This window comes from Paenibacillus sp. F4 (assembly GCF_002894905.1).
Classification (GTDB): Bacteria; Bacillota; Bacilli; order Paenibacillales; family Paenibacillaceae; genus Paenibacillus; species Paenibacillus polymyxa_B.
Window position 1 is genome coordinate 365,335 of record NZ_POVS01000009.1, and the last position, 21,399, is coordinate 386,733.

Consider the following 21,399-nt stretch of genomic DNA (forward strand, 5'->3'; position numbering starts at 1 on the left):
TGTGTCACAATTAAGAATGTAATACATACTAATTATAAGTTTAACGTGTGCAATATGCTACATTTAAATGAACTATTGTACATCGCATGTGATATGTATTATGTATTATCTAAACCTGAGGAGGAAATCAAATGAAATTTTTCTTGGATACTGGTAACATTGAAGAAATCAAACGTATTGAACGTTTGGGTCTGGTTGATGGTGTAACAACGAACCCTTCACTGATCGCTAAAGAAGGTCGAGTGTTCAAGGAAGTCATTCAGGAGATTTGCAGTATCGTTGAAGGTCCTGTAAGTGCTGAGGTTATTGGTCTGAAGGCTGAAGATATGCTCAAAGAAGCTTATGATATCGCCAAGTGGGCACCGAACGTGGTTATCAAGCTTCCTATGACCGAAGACGGCTTGTACGCTTGTAACGAGCTGACCAAGAACGGAATCAAAACGAATGTAACACTGATTTTCTCCGCGGCTCAAGGTTTGATGGCAGCCAAAGCTGGCGCTACTTTTATCAGCCCGTTCGTAGGACGTCTGGATGATATTGCTGTTGATGGTATGAAGCTGATTCGTGAACTGAGACAAATTTTGGACATTCATGGTCTGAAATCCGAAATCATCGCCGCATCCATCCGTAATATTAAGCATGTAGAAGATGCTGCTCTGTCTGGTGCACATATTGCCACCATTCCAGGTTCCTTGCTCCCTTCTCTGTGGAAACACCCGCTGACAGACAGCGGTATCGAACGCTTCCTGAAGGACTGGGAAACTGTACCAAAAGCTTAATTCGCCAGTCATGACAAACGATATTATATCAACCCAAACAGCCCGTATTTTACGGGCTGTTTTTTGTTTTGCTTTAGTGATGGCAGATCCAAAAAGCTGAACAACTTTTTTTGACAAAATAACTTGTTGTTCATATAATTGTTATAACAACTAATTAATTTATGTACGGGAAACAGAAAGGAGTAACTATGAATAACTTGCCTCCCGATTGTTCCATTGGGATGTTGCTCGGGATTACTCACCGCAAAATGAGTCAGCAGCTCTTGCACCGCCTCAAACCTTATGATATTTCCCCAGAGCAATGGTCGGTTCTGTACCAAATCTATCAGGCTGAGGGTTTAAATCAGAAAGAAATTGCAGCTAAGGCCGTGAAGGACCAGCCTACCACGACTCGAATTATTGATATGTTGGACAAGAAGGGCTGGGTACGGCGTGTCAATAGCCCACAGGATCGTCGGGCCTATCTGCTTCATTTGACTGAAGCAGGCCGACAGCTTGTGGAGAAGACTCTTCCTGTCGAACGTGATGCCAATCACGATTTTGTAAAAGGAATTTCCTCGGCCGATCTGAAGCAATTCCGCCAGACTCTTTTACAAATTCACGCCAACATGACTGAATCAGAAAAACAAGGAGAGACCGATTAATATGCAACAGGGCAAGCAACCTCTTTGGACCAAGGAATTTATCGTTCTTACGGTTTCCAATCTATTTTTATTTCTGGAATTACAGATGATCCTATCTTCCATTCCTTCTTATGTGAAAAATACATTCCACGCTAGTTCCGTTCAGGTGAGTCTCGTTACCACCTTATTCGCTTTAAGTGCGATTGCAGCACGACTCTTTTCAGCCCGTATGCTGGAAAAAGGACACCGCAGTACCCTGATCTTCGTGGGCCTGCTATTTGCATTGGCAGGAACGCTGGGGTACAGTGTTTCACCGACGATTACAGTGCTTCTGCTCATGCGGATGTTATTTGGGATCGGCTTCGGTATGAGTAGTACAGCCTTTCCAACGATGGCCTCTGATGTCATCCCGCCCAAACGTCTCGGTGAAGGAATGGGTTTTTTTAGTCTGTCCACCAGTCTAGCGATGTCGATTGGGCCAACCATCGGCATTTCGATGCTGCAATACGGGAGTTTCAACCTGCTTGCCTATACGACAGCAGCTGTAATTGTTGTGATATTCCCGTTGGCTTACTGGCTGATTCGTACACTACCTAAGGGGCACATCGAACCACCTATGGTTCCTTTGGAAGAAGGGCGAAAACCGGCATTTAACCGTAAATTGTGGATTCCCGCCTTGTTGAACATGCTGATGTCTATCACATATGGTGGGTTACTCGGCTTTATGGCGCTTTACGGGGATGAAGCAAATCTTGCGCATCCTGCCTACTTTTTCCTGTTTAATGCGGTATCCGTGCTGATCGTGCGTCCCTTCTCGGGCCGTATTTATGACAAAAAGGGGGCAAAAGCACTGCTCATCCCCGGCTCTCTGTTTTTAATTGGCGGTCTGATCCTGCTTTCCTACGCACACAGCGATGTCTTCATGTATATGTCTGCTCTTTGCTACGGTATCGGGTTTGGAGTCATGCAGCCGACTCTGCAAACCTGGATGATTCAGGTCGTGTCTCCTAAACAGAGGGGTATGGCAAACGGTATGTTTCTCAATTCCCTCGATTTCGGGGTTGCAGCCGGAGCGCTTATACTTGGCATTATCGCCAAAGCAAGTGATTATGCGTGGATGTACCGTCTTTCCTCGCTGTTTATTGTACTGTTCTTACTGATCTATGTTATACAAATCGTCGCAAGCCGTAAGCCTAAGACGCATGTCCCTCTAGAAGGGTAAGAGGAATCAAAAACACCCGTTGCCATGATTTCATGGACAACGGGTGTTTTTTCTTTATTTCACAGGAGCTTTGCGTCTTAGCTTGGGAGAAAGAGGCTTTTCTCGGGACACATCTTTTAGCCCCTCATCCACATTCACAGGGTCACTGGATTTGTCATCTGTGGGTTCATCCTGCTTGGGTCTGACCGCAAACAGCATCAGCAGAGCTGCAATGCCTCCCACTGCGGCCATCACGCCAAAGAGCAGACCATGTCCACTGCGACCCAGCAGCAAGGAAACAACCGGAGGGCCTAACGATACCCCGACAAAGCGCATGCTGCTATACAATGAAGTAATGGTTCCGCGCTCCTCTTTTTCAATTCCCTTTGTAATGAGGGAATCCAAACAAGGCAGTGCGAGCCCAATTCCGCCGCCCCCTAACGTAAACAGTCCGATCACCGCATAAATATTTTGGAAAAATCCGAGAATGGCAAAGCTGATCGTCAATACGGCCAAACCACTGAAACCAATCCATTTCATGCGCTTTTTGTGCTTGCCGATGATCTTGCCTCCTACATATGAGCACAGACAGAGGGAAATCAGCGGAATGGCTAACACAAAACCTTTCCACACTCCATGAAGGTTGTAACGACTTTCTAGTATGTCGGATAAGTAGAACAGGACGCCAAAAATGACAAACATACAAATACCGCCCATGGCGAAAATAGCATAGAGCCAGCGTCCTTTTTCGGCAAGCACCTGCTTCACATTTCCCACAAACTCTCGAAACATAATCGGTTGGTTCTTACGCTTAGGCACATGGATCAGCCAAAGCACTAAAATGAGCGAAATCAGACAAAGTCCCGGAATCACCGCCAATGGCAAAAACCATAGGACTGCTCCCAACGCAGCACCGAGTATCGGACTTAGCACTTTACCAAATGTGTTGTAGGTCTCAACTACCCCTAGGTTCTTGCTGGCCTCATCCTCGTTTTCGTACAGATCGCCCACAAGCGGAATGACTATAGGAAAAGCCCCTGCCGCTCCCGCACCCTGAAGTAGACGGCCTGCAATAATGGTCCAGTAAGCTGCCAAATCGTGAAGCAGCCATGCCCCCACCGCAGAAATCCCCCCTCCAATCACAGTCAGAATCAGACAGGGAACAATCACCGCCTTACGGCCAAATCGGTCGGAGAGATAGCCCGCAATCGGTATCAGTAAAATGGCCACCACCGCATATACTGTAATCAACATACTAATCCGAAAAGAGCTTACATGTAGCTTACGTCCGATTTCCGGTAAAACTGGAATCAGCATGGAATTACCCAGCGTCATCATCAGCGGGATGGAACCTAACGCAAGCAGATTCCCTTTATTTTGTTGCATCCCGTTACCACCTTTGCAAAAGTAATAACACAGCTGTTCTGATTCGTTCAACAGATGTTATTGTGTTTACATTGGTGGGAATTTATACGGCTACACTTTAAATCCACCGACCCTTGCATTCAGCAGTTGCGACATATCCGCCAGTGTATGAATAGATGATGCAATTTCCTCCATGGAAGCCAGTTGCTCTTCAGCCGCCGCACTGACACTCTGGGTTCCCCCTGCCGACTGCTCTGCTACTTCACGAATACGTTCTACTGCTTCCACCATTCGCTCGGATCCGCCGGACATTTGTTCTACGGACCGATTTACACTGTGAATCTGTTCGCTGACCTGTTGAATGGAACTTCCAATCTGACGAAATGCGGTTTCTGCGGATTGCATGACCTTTACGCCAGACTGCACTTCAATCGTCCCGGTCTGCATACTGGAAGCGACATTTCCAACATGCTCCTGAATATTTTGCACAAATTGTGTGATTTCTGCTGCTGAAACTGATACCTGCTCGGCCAATCTTCTTACCTCAGAGGCTACAACAGCAAATCCTTTGCCCTGCTCTCCGGCTCTTGCCGCTTCAATCGACGCGTTGAGCGCCAGCATCCCTGTCTGTTTGGCTATTCCGGTAATGACCGCTCCAATCATGCCAATCTGTTCGGCCTGTTCACTAAGTGAACGCACAGCACGCGCAGAGCTGTCTACACTTTCGCTTACCTTCTCCATCTGACGCATAGCCTGACCTATAGATTGTTCTCCTGCTTCTGCATCTTTAGCGGCTGTATCAGATAACTCGTACACCTGCTGGCTCGTAGCTGCAATATGCTCCAGTTCGTGGGCTAGCTCTTTCACGGTATCTGTAGTTTGTGTAATATCATCGACCTGATGCTCCATACCAGCCGCTAGCTCTTCCATTACACCGGAAGTATGACGATTGGCCTGATTCATTTCCTCTGTACTTACGCTAACCCGCTCTGCGGTTACGGTTAATGTACGCGCCGTATCCTGAGCATCCACTATAATACTGCGGAATCCCTCAATAAGCTTGTTGTAGGAGCTTGCAATCATACCGATTTCGTCTTTGGACGTAATATCCAGTCGGCTACGCAAATCTCCCCCACCTTCAGACATTTCCAACAGCTGCCCATTCATATGGTGTAATGGACGAATTGAACGAATCAGAACAATGGATTGAAAAATACTGTAAATGATAACTAGAAGTCCTACAATACTCGTAATCAAGGATGTATTCGTCATCGTTTGGTGCGCTTGCTGTACTTTCACCGTTACCATATCTTCTTGAGCTTTGACGAATGCTACTACCTTGGTATCAAGCTGCTTACGCAACACCCGTTCGTTTTCAAAATCATCGAGCAAATCAGAAAATGGCGGGAAAGCATCATCTCTTGTACTCTGATACCCCGCTGTAGCCAGTAAACGATGAACTTGATTCATATAGGTATTAATCCCCGTCTTGAGATCAGTCATCTTTTTCTTAGAATCCTCATTGCCTGTACTAAGCAGAGCTTCTGTCTCCTGTAGCAACTTTGCAACTTCACTCTGCTTGTTTCCGATCTCTTTCCCATACTGTTCGTCACGAGTTAGCAAATATGCCCGCTCATCATTAGATATGCCGTTTAACAAAAATTGAAGAGACTTCGAGTTATACGCAATAGCCTCTTCACGATTCATAATATCCTTGTACTCATTCTCACTATGTACGCTTAAAATGTAATTGGTAAGCAGCATAGCTGCAATCACACTCGGGATCAGTATCGCGCTAAGAATCATTTTGGCCTTAATTGTTAAATTCATGAATCGGTCCCCCAGTTATTTCTGAATAAAATGTCCAACTTACTATATATCGTTTTATCCGATTGTTTTTTTGAATGAAACAGAAAAAGTGTATAGATTTTTAAATATATTTGTGTCTATTCAGTGAACATATATATCTTTTTTAATATCAAAAAACAAAAAAATTCAAAATTAGGTAAATGAACTGTTTTCAGTTTGTAGCCTTCGAATTTCAGACTATTAAAATGATATACTATGTATTGGTATGCCATAAGCCTCAAGGAGGATCTGCATGAAAAGTCTGGAACTCAAACCGCTTATTCACGTGCTTAACGAGTTGGAAACCCGTAGCTGCCTTATTGAGCAGCAGGGTAACATGATCATGAATTACTATCGTGAACCTCAAATTGCTAACGAACTCTATAAAATAAATTCCTGTACGAAAAGCGTGATTTCCGCATTAGTTTGTATCGCTATGGACCAGCAACGGGGACCGAAACCGGAGACGCCAATCCTCGAATTCTTTCCCCAGTTGGCCACAGATAGTGATTCTCGAAAGCGTGATATAACGATTGAACATCTGCTGACGATGTCCGCAGGCTTTAACTGGACGGAATTTGGCGGGCAAAATTCTTTTCCTACCATGAGCAAAACGTCAGACTGGGTGCAATTTGTGCTTTCACAGCCATTATCGGATGTGCCAGGCACACGAATGGAATACAGTTCTGGCTGTTCTCAACTTTTGGCCACCATACTACGTAATATTTCTGGACAAACAGTTGCTGAATTTGCCGAGCAGCAATTATTCCAACCGCTCGGTATCGAAAGCTACCATTGGGAGACCGATCCTCAGGGCACTCATACGGGTGGATTCGGGCTGCATCTCAGGCCGATGGACATGCTCAAATTCGGGCGGCTTTATCTGAACGAAGGAGGCTGGGAAGGACGGCAGATCATCCAAACAAAGACAGTCCGATATTCAACCCGTCCGTTTCTTCCTGCTGCCAAACCACAAAAAGCATTTTACGGCTGGCACTGGTGGACTTCTTCCTTTTCAGATGAAACAGAGACAGGAACTGAAAGGGACTATTTTTACGCTCTCGGCTTCGGTGGGCAGTACATTGTTGTCGTCCCGTCGTATGACATGGTTGTTGTCGTTACCGCTGATAAATTCAAAAAGAAACGGGCTCCTGTGGATATTTTCCGGCAGTATGTTGTACCGCTGCTACTCCAGCAGAATGGATAGGAATAATACCGATGCTAAAAGTTGCAACTGGTCTCTATTCAAATTGATCTCTATCAAAAATCTGCATCAAAAAGGGCTTGCCTGTTGGATCAGGCAAGCCCTTTTTTGCATATAATCGCTACATTATGACATACTTCATCCACTTTCTAGAGCCTTACCTAGCCCAAGTGAATCGTAAGCTCTTGCTGTCCGCTGGAAGCTGGTGTAATGATTACACCCTGTACTCCCGGCTGGCTGCTGCCTTCCTCCACTTGAACAGTCTCATGGATACCGCGCAGGACTATCGACCATGGTTTAACAGCACCTTCAGCCTTCACCGTAATGACAGAATCCTTGCGGCTTGCAGTAACCGTTAGCTCTTCTTCACCTGACGTATTCACGATAACCGTTCGAGCCTGTTGACCCTCACCAAGCTCAAACAAATGAAGTGCCACTTGATCAGCATAATCATAATCCGGACGACTGTCCTCATGACCGATTGCTAACAGTGTGTTCGGCTTCACGAGCACAGGCAAAGTTGTAAAATCATGATGCTCGTTAACCCAACAACCACCTGACACTCTCTCATTCGTAAGTAAATTTGTCCACTGACCCTCTGGTACATAATACTGCACATTGCCTTCTTTATTAAAGATCGGGGCTACCAAAATGGAATCCCCCAGCATGTATTGCAGATCCAGCGTTGCACAGGTTGGGTCCTGTGGGAATTCCAATACCATAGCCCGCATCATCGGCAGTCCCTTTACTGAGGATTCCACAGCAGAAGGATACAGATATGGCATTAGCGAGCATTTGAGTTTTGTAAAGCTACGCACCACGTCGACTGATTCTTCATCAAACAGCCAAGGCACGCGATAGGATTCGTTTCCGTGCAGACGGCTATGGGAGGACAAAAGTCCAAATTGTACCCACCGTTTGTACACGTCCGGCGCAGCCGTTAACTCAAAGCCGCTAATATCATGGCTCCAGAAGCCGAAGCCGCTCAAACCAAGCGACAAACCGCCTCGCAAGGATTCCGCCATCGACTCATACGTCGACGAGCAGTCTCCGCCCCAGTGAACCGGGAACTGTTGCCCCCCGGCTGTAGCGGAACGTGCAAATAGTGCGGCTTCATTTTTACCCAGCTTTTCCTCCAGCACATCAAATACAGCCTTGTTGTACAAATGCGTATAATAATTATGCATCTTCAGTGGATCAGAGCCGTCATGATATACCACATGGGTAGGGATGCGCTCGCCAAAATCAGTTTTGAAGCAATCCACCCCCTGATCTACCAACACCTTCAGCTTATCCTGGTACCAGGCGACTGCAGCCGGATTTGTGAAGTCAACCAGCCCCATCCCCGCCTGCCACATATCCCATTGCCACACGCTGCCATCGGCGGTTTTGACCAGATAACCATTTTCCATACCTTCATCGAACAAAATGGATTTTTCCGCAATATACGGATTGATCCATGCACAAATTTTGAGACCCTTTGCCTTCAATCTCTGCAGCATGCCTTCCGGGTCCGGGAACATGTCTTGATCCCACTGGAAATCGCACCATTGGTATTCCTTCATCCAGAAGCAGTCAAAATGGAATACCGAGAGTGGCAGATCCCGCTCAGCCATCCCGTCCACAAAATGGTTCACTGTCGCTTCATCATAATCTGTTGTGAACGAAGTGGTCAGCCACAAACCAAAGGTCCAGGCTGGTGGTAATGCAGGCTTACCCGTCAGCTTGGTGTAATTGTCCAGTACCTCTTTAGGGTTAGCTCCACCAATAATAAAATACTCTAACGATTCGCCGGAGACGCTAAACTGAACCTTTGATACATTTTCCGATGCAATCTCATAGGATACCTTTTCTGGATGGTTGACGAACACACCATACCCTTTATTAGATAGATAAAATGGAATGTTTTTATAGGCCTGCTCACTGCTAGTCCCGCCATCTTCATTCCAGATATCGACCACTTGGCCATTTTTTACGAACGGGGTGAAACGCTCTCCAAGTCCGTATACGTACTCACCGATGCCAAGCTCCAGCTGTTCCCGGAAAAAAGGCTGATCCTGCGGGTCTGTAATATAGCCTGGTCCCCGATGTCCGCTGCCTGTGACTTTGCGATCCTCGACATAAAAGCCTACATCCCAGCTCTTCCCACGGCCAACTCGCACACTCAGATCGCCGCTTTTCAGTACCGCTACGTCCTCATCCACCGTAATGTCTACCTCTGTTGGTAAGGTGTGAATTTCAAAATTCGGTCCCTGATGCACCCGTCCCTTATGGTGGTTCAGACGCACCTGAATGACATTCGGCATAGGCGAGCTGTAGGTCACTTTCAGCAACGCTCCGTTCAGCGTATCTCCTTTATGCTCGATCCGGTGGGTCGCTGCATATACCGTCATGGAAGCATCGTCCGTCACAATATCACGGATTTCAGCAGGATTTTGTATTTCATAGCCCTTGCGAACCAACCAATAGCCATCTGTAAATTTCATCTGTTCCTTCCTCCGTCTCGATCTTTATATTCTTGATTCCAAATCGCTTGTTGGATTTTTTCGAAATCCTTACTATAATAATATTGATTTATGTAAGGGTTTACTTCTTTTATTTTGACGTATTGTATCAATATTTTGATGTTTTCTATATAAATCAGTTTGCGGAAAAGGAGTCATAGACATGCAAAGAGAAATGTTGCGGGAAAACCGCATTCATGGCAATCCTATGTACCCAGTCAGCGTATACCCAAGCGTGGAGCAGTTGAACGGAAATAGTATATTGGAGTCTCATTGGCATGAAGAAATGGAGTTTATCATAGTAGAACAGGGGAGCGCCGTATTTCAGACGGATATGGTCTATACGGAGGTGAACGAAGGTGAAGCTCTTTTTGTCAACAGCGGCGAGCTTCACGCCGGTTATTTACAAAAAAGCCCTCGCTGCATATTTTCTGCGGTGGTGTTTCATCCAGACATGCTGCACAGCCGCACGCAGGATACGGTGCAAACGCAGTTTATTGACCCATTTATCAGTAAAAAGCTTGTCCCTCCCCCTCACATTCGCGGCGTGCAGCCCTGGGAGCAAGAGGTGCTGGCTGCATTGCGACACATTATCACCAGCCATGAGCAGAATACGCCTGCCCGTGAACTGGCGACCAAGGCGCAGCTCTATAGCATGATTGCCTGCCTGTACCCACACATGACCCCCGCTAATGGAGAGGATGTGATTATGGCAGGTCAACGCAACAAAGTGGAACGGATCAAAAAAGCGTTGGCGTATATCAACAGTCATGCTCATGAGCCTATACGTTTACGGGAGATCGCAGATGAGATTGGAATGAGTGAAGGGCATTTTTGCCGTTTTTTTAAGCAGATGGTTCAGAAAAGTCCGGTAGAATATATCAACTATCATCGGATTCAAAAGGCTTGCAGGTTGCTGGAGCAAAGTGATCGCAAAGTGGTTGATATTGCGCTGGATGTTGGTTTTGACAATCTAAGTTATTTTATTGCGACCTTTAAAAAATGGAACGGCCTGACCCCTTCGCAGTACCGTAAGCAGCACGAAGCAGATCAGGCGCTTGCTGTCCCTTATATAACAGACTAATATGCATAGGATAAATCATTTATTTTTTTTGGGCTTCATAAGTACTAAAATTATTTTTCTTCCTCTTAACTTAGTAAATATGTAGCCAGCTACGCCTCCCAAAACAGAGGGAATTAACCACCCTAACCCTACATTATATAATGGAAGAAGATGAGTGAAAAAATCGTTAATTACATTAATTTTTATTCCAGCAGCATTCAAGCCATCAAATAAACTAATGATAAAGGTTAATATCAAACTGCCTTGATATACTTCTGACTTTCCTTTAAATACGGGATGTAAAAAAGTTAAAAATATTAGAGAAATAGCAATAGGATATATTGCCATTAATACCGGCGTTGAAACCTTAATGAGCTGTGTTAAACCTATGTTGGCTACAAGGGTACTAAATATAGATAACATGAGAGCAACTCTTTTATAAGAGATTTTTGGAAATAATCCATGAAAAAAGGAAGAGCAGGAAGTGATAAGCCCCACACTTGTCGTTAAACACGCTACTGTAATCATTAAGCCTAATAGAATAGAACCATAAGATCCAAAATAATAGGAGGAAACCTTAGCTAACACCTCAGCGCCATTTCCTAAAACACCCAATTTTTCAACGCTAGAAGCTCCCATGTATGAAAGAGACGTATAGATAAAAGCTAAGAGTATAACCGCAATTGCTATCGCTTTGGCACAAATGATCATCAACTCTTTTTTGGTAGTAACTCCTCTATCCTTAATTGCATTAACAATGATAATTCCAAAAATAAAGGCAACAAGAGCGTCCAATGTTAAATAACCCTCTTGAAAGCCTTTGAAAAAGACATTCGATGTATAACCTTCCGCAGGTTCTTGGAACTTTCCTATTGGGTGAATAATAGCTACAATCACAAGTAATCCAATGAAGGTCAATTTAATGGGTGTTAGGAACTTTCCGATTACATCAATAATTTTTGTAGGATTAAGTGATAACAAACATGCAACTGCAAAAAAAAGGATAGTAAATACAAAAAGTGCGACAGGATGATCTGCATTGTTTGAAAAAAAAGGTTTTACTCCAATTTCAAATGACACACTACCGGTTCTAGGAATTGCATATAAAGGCCCGATGGCTAGATAAAGGATTGTTGTAAAGACAAGGCCGAATACAGGATGTACACGACTCGCTAAAGTTTGCAAATTGCTTTTGCCCGAAAAAACAAAGGCTGTGACGGCTAGTAATGGTAAGCCAACTCCGGTAACCAAGAAACCCGCATTGGCTATCCATACATTCTTTCCAGCCATTTGCCCAAGCATAGGTGGAAAGATTAGATTCCCTGCACCAAAAAATAAGGCAAATAACATTGATCCTATAATGATAATAAAGGACGAAGAAACACTTTTCGACATAATAAATCCTCCAACTACGAACTCACAACATTTTGTTTTTATTCGTTTTCTTTTTAATTTGTATACTATATGTTAATAGGGACGTAGCCCATTGTTGCATCCAAAGGACGGTATCTGATTGGCTAGAGTATGTAACCCTCGTGCTTTTCACAAATAATCCTCAGTTCGATCTAAATACAGCATCAATCAGGGACAGCCATCCGCTCCCCCTTCTGACCGGTATAGGAAAGTTTTTAATCAATAAAACGTGGCAACTATAAAGACTGCCGTATTCTCGATTCGCATCCTACTTCTATCTGGATGTTAGCAATGTCTATTGAGCCTAGTGATAACCTGTGCCTTTAGGATGAGTGGGCTTCGTCCTAACTCTTCGTTACACAATACTCTATATACGATCAGTGTTTCAAGTAACTTTGTACTTGCAAAATGAACTTAGTGAGCTTAATGAACTATAAGAGAATTTTACACTTAGGACTTATTTCTTACAAGATGTAGATGTAGTTACACACAAGCATGTTCTCATGGTTCAATCTTTTCACTATTCATCCCCTACTATTCCTCTTCAACATATTTAAAATAGTTTGAGCCCCAATTTAATCCATATCAGGATCTGCTGTTTTATTCGAATCCTCAACTGATTGAAATAAGCACAGGAAATCTTGGGAAAATGCCCTATGGAAGCAAATGAAAAATCCTTACAATTAATAGTATTGACAATGCATATTGACGTTGACAACACATTGAGCGGCTACAATTTGAAGGGGTGCTTAAACATGATGAATTTGGCAAAACGCAACTATTGGTCTCTGAGTATTTTTAACTTCGCTTATCTGTTTACATGGTCTGCTGCCATGTCTTTTTTTGTCATTTGGCTGGGACAAAGCCTGGGAATTTCAGAAACCTACACGGGATTTCTATATGCGGCTAACTCAATCGTGGCCTTGATCATGCAGCCCCTGTTCGGTTACTTATCCGACAAGCTGGGTCTGAGAAAACATCTGCTGTACATACTCTTTACGATTCTTTTGCTCGTCGGACCCTTTTTTATTTATGTGTACGGTCCATTACTACAAACGCAGTTCGTCATTGGTGCCATTGTTGGTGCGCTATTTATCGGCCTGGTATTTAATGCAGGTAACGGTGTCGTCGATTCGTATATGGACAAAGTTTCGCGTAAATATGGCTTTGAATACGGACGGGTTCGTATGTGGGGTTCACTTGGGTGGGCGGCGGCTACTTTTGTTGCAGGACGGGTCATCAATATCAATGTAAATCTGACCTTCTGGATTGCCTCGGTATCTGCCGTTGTTGCCATGATCTGCATCTTCCTGACCAAAGTCGAAATTTCCGGACAGGAGCAGCAGAAAACAGAATCATTGAAGCTAATTGATGTGCTGCATCTCGTGCGTACCAAAAAGTTCTGGTTTCTTATGCTATTCATGGTTGGCGTGACCCAAATCTATGAGGTATATGACCAGCAGTTTGCCACATACTTCGTATCGCAGTTCAGTTCCAAAGCGGAAGGAAATCAATTCCTCGGCGATTTGAGCGCTGTGCAGGTTTTCCTGGAATTTGTGTTCCTTTTCGTTACCCCTTGGTTTGTGAACAAAACGACCGCCAAATGGGCATTAATTATTGCCGGGTCGATCATGTCTTTGCGTATTATCGGCTCTTCGTTGCCATTCGGTTCCATATGGGTAGCTGCAATGAAGATGATTCACTCCTTGGAGAAACCGCTTATTCTGGTAGCCATCTTCAAATACATTACCGTTAACTTTGACCAGCGCTTGTCCTCCACCATGTACCTGCTGTATTTGTTTATGGGCTCCCTGGTGGTTTCCATTTTCTCGCCCATTGTGGGGCATATGTATGAAGTATTAAATTTCCCGATAACTTATGTAATTCTGGGTTCCATTGCAGGCCTGTTCACCATCATATCCTGCTTTACACTGACAGCAGACAAGAAGAATGGGGAGCGGTATCTGGAGGAACGCCGTAAACAGGATCTGAAAAGAGCAGCCAAAAAAGCTGAAGCCGTTCATTCGTAATCTAATGGTTTGAGCTTAACAAAACAGCGGCAGTCTAGGACTTTTTTTCTCGTCCAAGGCTGCCGCTCTTAACTCCAGTTGATTTGAAAGCTTATTTTAAATCTTGAATACCGACACCGTTTGATTCATCTCTTCCGCCCTCTTGGCAAGCATATTAGCACCTGCAGACACTTCCTGCATGGATGCGGTAGTTTCCTCAACTACGCTTGCGACTGTTTGAGTAGAATCTGCTGCACGTTCTGAGATTTCAGAAATTTTCTTCATCGATTCCACCATAGAAACGGTTCCTTCATTTACGGATCTTGCTTCTATAGCCGCTGTGTCCACCTCACCGCTCACTTCTTCAACGGCACCGACAATCTCAGAAAAAACGTTACCTACACCTTCGACAAGCATCATGCCTTCATTCAGAGATTGAACACCTTCATTCATTGAAATCACAACTTCATCTGTTCTTAAGGTAATTTCGTTGACGAGCGAAGAAATCTTGCCCGTTGCTTCACTTGCTTGTGCCGATAAATTGCGTACTTCATAAGCGACAACCGCAAATCCTTTTCCCTGCTCTCCCGCTCTTGCAGCTTCTATACTCGCATTTAGTGAAAGCAAGTTGGTTCGGGCTGCTATATCACTGATCATAGCTGTGATCTGTTTAATCTCCGCCGACTTTTCGCCTAGAATATTTACCACTTCAGCAGATTGAGTTACCTTGGTATGCACATCTCTTATTTGGGAGACAGTGGAAGACATTTGGGTTTTCCCGTTGTTTGCTTTTTCTTGTGCTTGGGTTGTGAGATTCGCCACATTCACAAAGCGATTGGTTATGTTCTCTACACTTTTAGAAACGTCTACCGTATAATTCAGCGTTTCAGCTATATCTGCAAGCTGTGTCTGAGATCCCTCTGCGACTTGAGTGGCACTTATAGCTATCTGCTCGGTAGCGATGCTTGTCTGTTCCGCACTGGCCGTTAACTGTTCTGCTGTAGAGGCAACCAGTAAGGAATTATCCACAACTTCCTTTAAAAGGTTACGCAGTGAATCGCACATTTCATTAAAATCGGATGCCAGTTCCCCGACCTCATCTTTTGATCGGATACTAAGGGGTTCCACTTGCAGGTCCCCTCTCGTTACCAGCTTTATCTGTTCCGCTATCTTTAATATGGGCTTAGTGAACGATTGAGCCAGTAAAAAAGAACCGATGATTCCAAGGATCGTACATATGATAGTCAGAGAAATCATTAAAATTCTACCTGAATGGTAAGATTGACTCGATTGATTAGCGGCATCAGTGGCGTACTGCTCATTAAGTAGCTTCAGTTTATTTACATCGTCTAATGCTGCCTTATAAATAGAAGAATTTCCATGAATGATCATGTAGGCCATCACTTTGTCGTTTTCTTCCATGGCAGCGGAAACCACCTTTAGATGGCGAAGATACATTGCCCACTGACCATAAAAGTTGGTGAACAGTTCTCTTTCCTCTGCCGTAGAGGCTAAACTTTGATATTCATTTACACTCTTATCCATTGAAGCTGTAGCTTTGGTTAATTCTTCTTGATAAGTGCTGCGAACAGCCGCATCCTCTTCAAGTATCAATCGAACGGTGAGTCTATCGATTTCTGTAATCTGCTTATCCATACCCTGAAGAAGAATAACCGCGGGTAAAGACCTGTTATTTACCTTATCAGAAGCCTCACCCATTTCCGACATCTTAATGACGCCTATAACACTTGAAAGGGACAGTACGATAACCAGTATGAGCGCTGCACTAATTATTTTTTTCTTTAACGTTAATTTAAACATCTTTATCTTCCTCCCGTAACTGGTCTCGTATCATCACTGCTGAGCTTTCCAGTATATGCGTATTTGGCGCAATAGCTCAGTCTTATCTATCTTTCCACTGATATAGCTTTGGATAGATGCTCCTGTGATGCCCCCATGATCAGGTGGAAGGGTTGCCATAAACGGTAGTGTCTTTCCGGTCGAGATATACGACTTGATTGATCGTCCCAAAGGATCGGCAGGCTCTAAATCAATATTTTTGAACGCAGGTACCGTATTAGCCTTGTTTACCAGAAAATCTTGTCCGGACTTGTCGTATGCCAGCCAGTTCAGAAATTTCTTTGCTTCCTCTTGCTCCTGAGGTGTGGTAGCTGTGGAGTCAATGAAAATATACTTTGTTACACCGACTGTAATCTTAGCATTGTTAGGGTCATCCGTATTATCGCTTAACGGAAGGGGCAAAAAACCGTATTCCTCATTTGCTGTATCATTGCTCTTAATCCCAGCCCAAGCCCAGTTGCCCATAAACCAAAGCCCCACTTTTCCCTCTCCTAATGCTTTGGCTCCATCGTCATACGTGCTGTCCAAAGGCGAATTCTTATTGATGCTGTTATCCTTGAGCAAGTCTAAAGTTTGTACCCATCCAGACATTACATTATTTTGGGACATGTCTATGGAGTTATCCTGCATACCCTTAACAAACTCCGGAAAACCCCCAGGCTGAACAGAATAAGACAGAGCTAAAAGATGTGAGCCGAGAGACCAGTCCATTGGTGAAAGCATGACCGGTGCTACTCCCGTCTTCTGAATTTTAGCCATTAATGAGTTCAGGTTGCTTCTACTTTTTACCGAGGAAGCATCAAAAGCCCCCCCTGTTGCTTTGTCAAGCACTTTCTTATTGTAAATTAATCCGTAGCCTTCCACTGCAAATGGAAACCCCAGCACAGCATCACTTTTCTTAACGGCGTCAAGTCCATTTTCTATCGTATCAGCTACCCACTTTTCTTTGCTTAAATCAACGGCTTTATCCAGAAATTGCTGAGCATCCCCAGGATCAAGCATCGACATGGTAGCGGGACTTCCTGAGCCGTACATCGACATCAGCTTTTGATATGCAGACGTCCCCTCAGGAGCGGTTATAATCTCCAAAGATACTTCAGGGTGCTCTTGATTGTATTGTTTTGCTACTTCTTCTAATTGGGTTTTTATTTCAGATTTGGAATTCAAAAGTGTAATCTTGGTCGTCTGCTGTGATACTGGTGAAGCTGAACAACCTATAAACATCATTAAACATACTAGAGAAATCGCAACTTTTAGCTGTTTTCTCATTAACTTTCCCCCTAAGGATTTACTTTGATAAATTTTATGAATAATATCCAATGTTATCGACATAATTCTCCAGGAAGATTAGCAATTTTTAGTTGGTATATATCGGAAGGTGATCAAATAGTACAAACTGGTTGTTACGTTAAGTTAACGGACAGGACAGCGCAACGTTTTTTTATCCAGTTGCGTCTTAATATGGGGGAAAGTTACTGCACAACAAATTTAACCAAAAAAGGAGCAATCATTTATGAAAAAAGCATTCTTTGCGGCTTTTCTTGCAATTTTTTTATTTATTTCATCGTCCACAACTTATGCAGCACAAAATCAGATCAAAGTTGACGGTGTGACTATTACATCCGATGTGAAGCCCGAAATGAAGAATAAACGCGCCATAGTACCTCTACGTGTTATGAGCGAAAGTTTGGGGGCTAGTGTCGAATGGTCCAATTCCGAGGTTATTCTCGCTAAAAGCGAGATGAAAGTAAAATTAGCAATAAACAGAAGCATAGCGGAGAAAAATGGTAAAAAGATGCTGCTTGATGTAAAACCATACACGAAAAATAATCGCATATATGTTCCACTTCGTTTTATTGCAGAGACGTTTGGCTGCAATGTCAATTACAGCAACTTTGCAGTGACTGTTGATACTAAACCATTGTTCATAAACGGTGTACAAGTAAAAGCACTTCAACAGGAATACCATATGACTTTGGGCGGCGTAGTTCAGCAAATTAATGGCAATGCATATAATGAAACCATTTATAATATTTTCGCAAAAAACAAAGGTGAAAAGGTCGAAGCACCTGAAAACTATTCTTGGAGCTTAACTCTTGACACACCTGGATCTTATTATAAAAATGCACAATATGATTTTTTAGACCAAAAAGGGAAAAGCTTAGTTCGTTTTGATATTTATTCTTTAATTAGTCCTGTTCCATCTGAACTTTCAACAGAATATCCAGAGATTTTGCTTCATGACGTATCGAAAGATGAGTGGTATTTGTTTAACGATACCGCAGGAAAATCCATTAATCAGTTAATGGATACCGCTGGGAAGAACGGTTTTCTGAAGATTATAAGTAACACAGTTGTATAATGTGATTTTTTCTTATTACACTTTTTCGTCTCCAAAAGATAAAAGGCGAATTTCCAGCTGAACATAAACAGCACAGGAATTCGCCTTTTTTAACCGTATATAAGCTGAACTCTTCATTTTACATAGAAAGCGGAATGACGGTTATTTTTCCATCTGTAGCATTTCTGACTCATAGGACTGAAATGCATTTTCCATACCCATCACTACATCTTTAATCTTCATGTATCCTTTGGTATACGGCTCCGAATCGCGAATTTCTTCCCACATATAGTGATATTGCTTCATGTCCTCCGTTTCGCATACGACGAAATCAGTGTAGTCGTTTCCAGGCAGTGCTTCTGCATCAAAAAAACGAACCTGAACATGTTCGCTATATTTTTGAATGGTAGCCTGCAAGGCCCCCGCATGTTTTCGACGTTCCTCCCGAGGTAGAGCCAACCAGGAAGGGTAGAACTCCAATAATACAATCATCATATAACGCATATGCCTTATCTCCTTTTTTGGTGAAGCTTGAATGATTTATCGTTATTGTACGCTGCTTGTCTACAAAGTCGCATTAACATAGGTTAATGCGGATCACTACGCAGCAAACGACTAAGTGATACAGGGGAGACGCCTATGTACGAAGCTATATGATATTGGGCAACTCGTTTGTCCAATCCGGGGTATTTGAGAAGAAAAGCATGATAACGCTCCTTAGCGGAAAGATACAATAATTCGCGCTCCCGTTCCTCTTTTCGAATATAAAGTCTTTCTACACTTTTACGGACGAATCTTTCCCACATATGGCTTGTATCCATAAGCTCCTTCAATACGTGATATGGAATTTCAATAACAACCGAATCTTCCATTGCCTCGATCGAAAAAGTGGATGGTTCTCCTTGGATCATAGCCCCATAAGAGGTTACGTAATCATCTTCTGGCGAAAAACCGACATTATATTCTCTGCCATCTGCTAATGGATAAAATAAACGGAATAATCCCTCTGAACAAAAATAGGCATGTTTCACAGGCTCACCCGTTTCAATGAGAACCGTTCCCTGCTGAACATGCTTCACACGGGTTTGCTCTACAAACCTGTTCCAATCCTGCTCTATAATCGAGGCATGATGAGCCATTTTTTCTAGTGAACGATAATAGGGATGCATCTGCCCACCGCTCCTTGACTTTTATAAAGAAATCGAAGATATTTTTTTGACTTCGTGTATGAAAAACAGGGGTTATCCCTCAGGTCTGGGCAGACCTGCAGGACAACCCCCAGCGACGTGTTCTATCAGACTTCCGCAGCATCCTCTTCCACGAAAAGAGATACCTTGCGGATGCCATCCGCTCCGATCACGACAAGCCCCTGATCCGACAGACGGATTTCAGGGATAACGACCAGTGCGAGCAGTGACAGTGTCATCAGCGCGTTGTTCAGCATGCAGCCGGATTGCTGAAGCGCCCGGCTGATACTTTCGGACTGCGCAGCTACCTCCGCAAACGGAGCTGGGGACATCAGCCCGGCGATAGGCAGCGGGAAGCGCGTCTCACCCGAGGCGGATACGACCACCACGCCACCACGCAGGGCAACAGCCTGCTTCGCCGCCTGGGTCATGAGCTCGTCATCATTACCAATGACGAGCAGGTTGTGGCTATCATGCGCGACGGTCATGGCAATCGCAGCCGGCTCGGTGAAGCCGACACCTGTCACAAGTGCCACCGCGTGACTGCCACTGGCATGATGGCGCTCGAAAACAGCTATTTTGCACAAATCCTGTGCAGGATCTGCCGTGACTTCTCCATTACGGACCGGAACGGTCATTCGCACTTCCTTCGTGTCCACGTGATTTTCCGTAACACGAATCACCCGTACAGGTACATTCCCCTCCTGTACTGGAGCCGCAATGCGAAAATCTGCAGCACTCAGCTCTCGTCCCAGATGGACCGTGTCCATCACTTCAGCAGGATAAACGAAGCCGTCCCAATCGGCGACCATTTGACCGTGCTCGGCCACCAGCTGGCCCGCTGCAATGGTAGCCGTCACATTCACTTCGGCCAATCGGCCATCAAGCAAAATAATGTCGGCAATCGCACCCGGAATGATCGATCCGATGTCCCGTGCCACGCCGAAGCGCTCTGCCGTATTCAGTGTGGCCATCTGAAACGCGGTTACGGGCTTGACGCCCTGTGCAATGGCATGACGCACGACGAAGTCCATCTGCCCTTCATGGAGCAGGGATTCTGCGCTACGGTCATCCGTTACCAGCATCATGCGGCGCGTGTCGAGACCCATTTCCGTGCTGGCTCGGATCGTCTCGGCCACATCATGCCAGGCAGAGCCTTGCCGCATCTTGGCATACATGCCGAGCCGGATACGTTCGGCTACATCCTCGGGCGTGACACACTCGTGGTCGCCCGTAATTCCCGCGGCTGCATAGACCGGCAGCCGCCAATCATCGGAGGCCCATGTAAAATGGCCATCCGCCACCTTGCCCGCGCGCAGCGTGGCCTGAATTTCCCCGATCATCACATCGTCTCCATAGACGACACCAGGGAAATTCATGACTTCGCCCAGCCCGATCATATCCGGGCCCCAGCTTAACGCCTCTGCGACTTCCGCCGGGCCGAAGGAGGCACCCGTCGTTTCCAGCTCCGGACCTGTGGACGGGACGCAAGAAGCCACCTGCATGTAAGCAGCCAGCGGTGTCGTACGTGCTTCGTCCAGCATCAGACGAAGCCCTTTTAGACCCAGTACATTGGAAATTTCATGCGGGTCAAAAAAACCACCCGTCACTCCCAGCGGCAGTACAGCCTTAGCGAACTCCGTTACGGTCAGCTGCGTGCTTTCGATGTGACAATGTCCGTCCAGTAACCCCGGTGCCATATAGCGGCCTTCCGCTTCAATGATTATGGTGTCTTCTCCAATCGTATGACTGACGTCCCTACCGACGTAAGCGATACGAGAACCTTGCACAGCAATAGACATGCCTGGCAGCAACTCGCCCGATACCACATTGACCAGTGTTCCTCCGCGGATCACCAACGATGCCTTGCGCTCTCCTCTAGCTGTAGCTACCAACTCGGGTACACAGTCCGCCAGCGGCGGGCGTTGAAATACACTCTTCATGTCCATTACGTTTGTAACCTCCGTTTATGCTTCTTACCTGTTTTGCCTATTTGCTTATG

Annotated in this window: 16 protein-coding genes; 7 read left to right on the forward strand and 9 right to left on the reverse strand. The window is 44.8% G+C overall.

Annotated features, from left to right (window positions below; all coding sequences use genetic code 11):
* Positions 1–131: 131 nt before the first annotated feature.
* From fsa to C1T21_RS08675, 3 genes are all read left to right on the forward strand, one after another.
* Entirely contained in the window at positions 132–779 is a 648-nt protein-coding gene (gene fsa / locus C1T21_RS08665) for a fructose-6-phosphate aldolase (RefSeq protein WP_013309811.1), read from the forward strand.
* Positions 780–967: 188 nt separating this feature from the next.
* Positions 968–1,423 carry a MarR family winged helix-turn-helix transcriptional regulator gene (locus tag C1T21_RS08670; protein WP_103047945.1) on the forward strand — a complete coding sequence of 152 codons (456 nt, stop codon included), beginning with the start codon at positions 968–970 and terminating at the stop codon, positions 1,421–1,423.
* A gap of 1 nt (position 1,424) precedes the next feature.
* Positions 1,425–2,624 (forward strand): MFS transporter, encoded by a 1,200-nt coding sequence (locus C1T21_RS08675; protein WP_103047946.1) that lies wholly within the window; start codon positions 1,425–1,427, stop codon positions 2,622–2,624.
* 54 nt (positions 2,625–2,678) lie between these two features.
* Here the strand turns inward: C1T21_RS08675 and C1T21_RS08680 are convergent, their stop codons facing one another.
* Together C1T21_RS08680 and C1T21_RS08685 are read right to left on the reverse strand one after the other, a co-directional pair.
* Positions 2,679–3,989 (reverse strand): MFS transporter, encoded by a 1,311-nt coding sequence (locus tag C1T21_RS08680; protein ID WP_103047947.1) that lies wholly within the window; start codon positions 3,987–3,989, stop codon positions 2,679–2,681.
* Between the two features lie 90 nt (positions 3,990–4,079).
* On the reverse strand, positions 4,080–5,798 hold the full coding sequence (locus C1T21_RS08685; RefSeq protein ID WP_103047948.1) for a methyl-accepting chemotaxis protein: 1,719 nt from the start codon (positions 5,796–5,798) through the stop codon (positions 4,080–4,082).
* A 271-nt stretch (positions 5,799–6,069) separates the two neighbouring features.
* On the opposite strand from C1T21_RS08685, the gene C1T21_RS08690 reads away from it, so the two are divergent.
* Positions 6,070–7,023: a serine hydrolase domain-containing protein gene (locus C1T21_RS08690; RefSeq protein WP_103047949.1), complete on the forward strand. Its 954-nt coding sequence runs from the start codon at positions 6,070–6,072 to the stop codon at positions 7,021–7,023.
* Between the two features lie 158 nt (positions 7,024–7,181).
* Here the strand turns inward: C1T21_RS08690 and yicI are convergent, their stop codons facing one another.
* On the reverse strand, positions 7,182–9,506 hold the full coding sequence (gene yicI, locus C1T21_RS08695) for an alpha-xylosidase (RefSeq protein WP_103047950.1): 2,325 nt from the start codon (positions 9,504–9,506) through the stop codon (positions 7,182–7,184).
* Between the two features lie 181 nt (positions 9,507–9,687).
* Between yicI and C1T21_RS08700 the strand changes: the two genes are divergently transcribed.
* Positions 9,688–10,608: an AraC family transcriptional regulator gene (locus tag C1T21_RS08700; RefSeq protein WP_103047951.1), complete on the forward strand. Its 921-nt coding sequence runs from the start codon at positions 9,688–9,690 to the stop codon at positions 10,606–10,608.
* A 15-nt stretch (positions 10,609–10,623) separates the two neighbouring features.
* Here the strand turns inward: C1T21_RS08700 and brnQ are convergent, their stop codons facing one another.
* Positions 10,624–11,982 carry a branched-chain amino acid transport system II carrier protein gene (gene brnQ / locus C1T21_RS08705; protein WP_103047952.1) on the reverse strand — a complete coding sequence of 453 codons (1,359 nt, stop codon included), beginning with the start codon at positions 11,980–11,982 and terminating at the stop codon, positions 10,624–10,626.
* Between the two features lie 773 nt (positions 11,983–12,755).
* Between brnQ and C1T21_RS08710 the strand changes: the two genes are divergently transcribed.
* Positions 12,756–14,030 carry an oligosaccharide MFS transporter gene (locus tag C1T21_RS08710; protein WP_069291668.1) on the forward strand — a complete coding sequence of 425 codons (1,275 nt, stop codon included), beginning with the start codon at positions 12,756–12,758 and terminating at the stop codon, positions 14,028–14,030.
* A 96-nt stretch (positions 14,031–14,126) separates the two neighbouring features.
* On the opposite strand, the gene C1T21_RS08715 is transcribed toward C1T21_RS08710, so the two are convergent.
* Together C1T21_RS08715 and C1T21_RS08720 are read right to left on the reverse strand one after the other, a co-directional pair.
* Positions 14,127–15,830, reverse strand: a complete 1,704-nt coding sequence (locus C1T21_RS08715) for a methyl-accepting chemotaxis protein (RefSeq protein WP_103047953.1) — start codon at positions 15,828–15,830, stop codon at positions 14,127–14,129.
* Between the two features lie 33 nt (positions 15,831–15,863).
* Positions 15,864–17,138 (reverse strand): ABC transporter substrate-binding protein, encoded by a 1,275-nt coding sequence (locus C1T21_RS08720; RefSeq protein WP_103047954.1) that lies wholly within the window; start codon positions 17,136–17,138, stop codon positions 15,864–15,866.
* A 244-nt stretch (positions 17,139–17,382) separates the two neighbouring features.
* Here C1T21_RS08720 and C1T21_RS08725 point away from each other — a divergent pair, with 244 nt between their 5' ends.
* On the forward strand, positions 17,383–18,231 hold the full coding sequence (locus C1T21_RS08725; RefSeq protein WP_103047955.1) for a copper amine oxidase N-terminal domain-containing protein: 849 nt from the start codon (positions 17,383–17,385) through the stop codon (positions 18,229–18,231).
* Positions 18,232–18,372: 141 nt separating this feature from the next.
* Here C1T21_RS08725 and C1T21_RS08730 read toward each other — a convergent pair whose 3' ends face one another.
* From C1T21_RS08730 to C1T21_RS08740, 3 genes are all read right to left on the reverse strand, one after another.
* Positions 18,373–18,714 carry a darcynin family protein gene (locus C1T21_RS08730; protein WP_103047956.1) on the reverse strand — a complete coding sequence of 114 codons (342 nt, stop codon included), beginning with the start codon at positions 18,712–18,714 and terminating at the stop codon, positions 18,373–18,375.
* An 83-nt stretch (positions 18,715–18,797) separates the two neighbouring features.
* The gene (locus C1T21_RS08735; RefSeq protein ID WP_103047957.1) at positions 18,798–19,379 is read right to left on the reverse strand and encodes a Crp/Fnr family transcriptional regulator; all 582 of its coding nucleotides are present in this window, start codon (positions 19,377–19,379) and stop codon (positions 18,798–18,800) included.
* A gap of 125 nt (positions 19,380–19,504) precedes the next feature.
* Positions 19,505–21,346 (reverse strand): adenine deaminase, encoded by a 1,842-nt coding sequence (locus C1T21_RS08740; RefSeq protein WP_103047958.1) that lies wholly within the window; start codon positions 21,344–21,346, stop codon positions 19,505–19,507.
* Between the last annotated feature and the right edge of the window lie 53 nt (positions 21,347–21,399).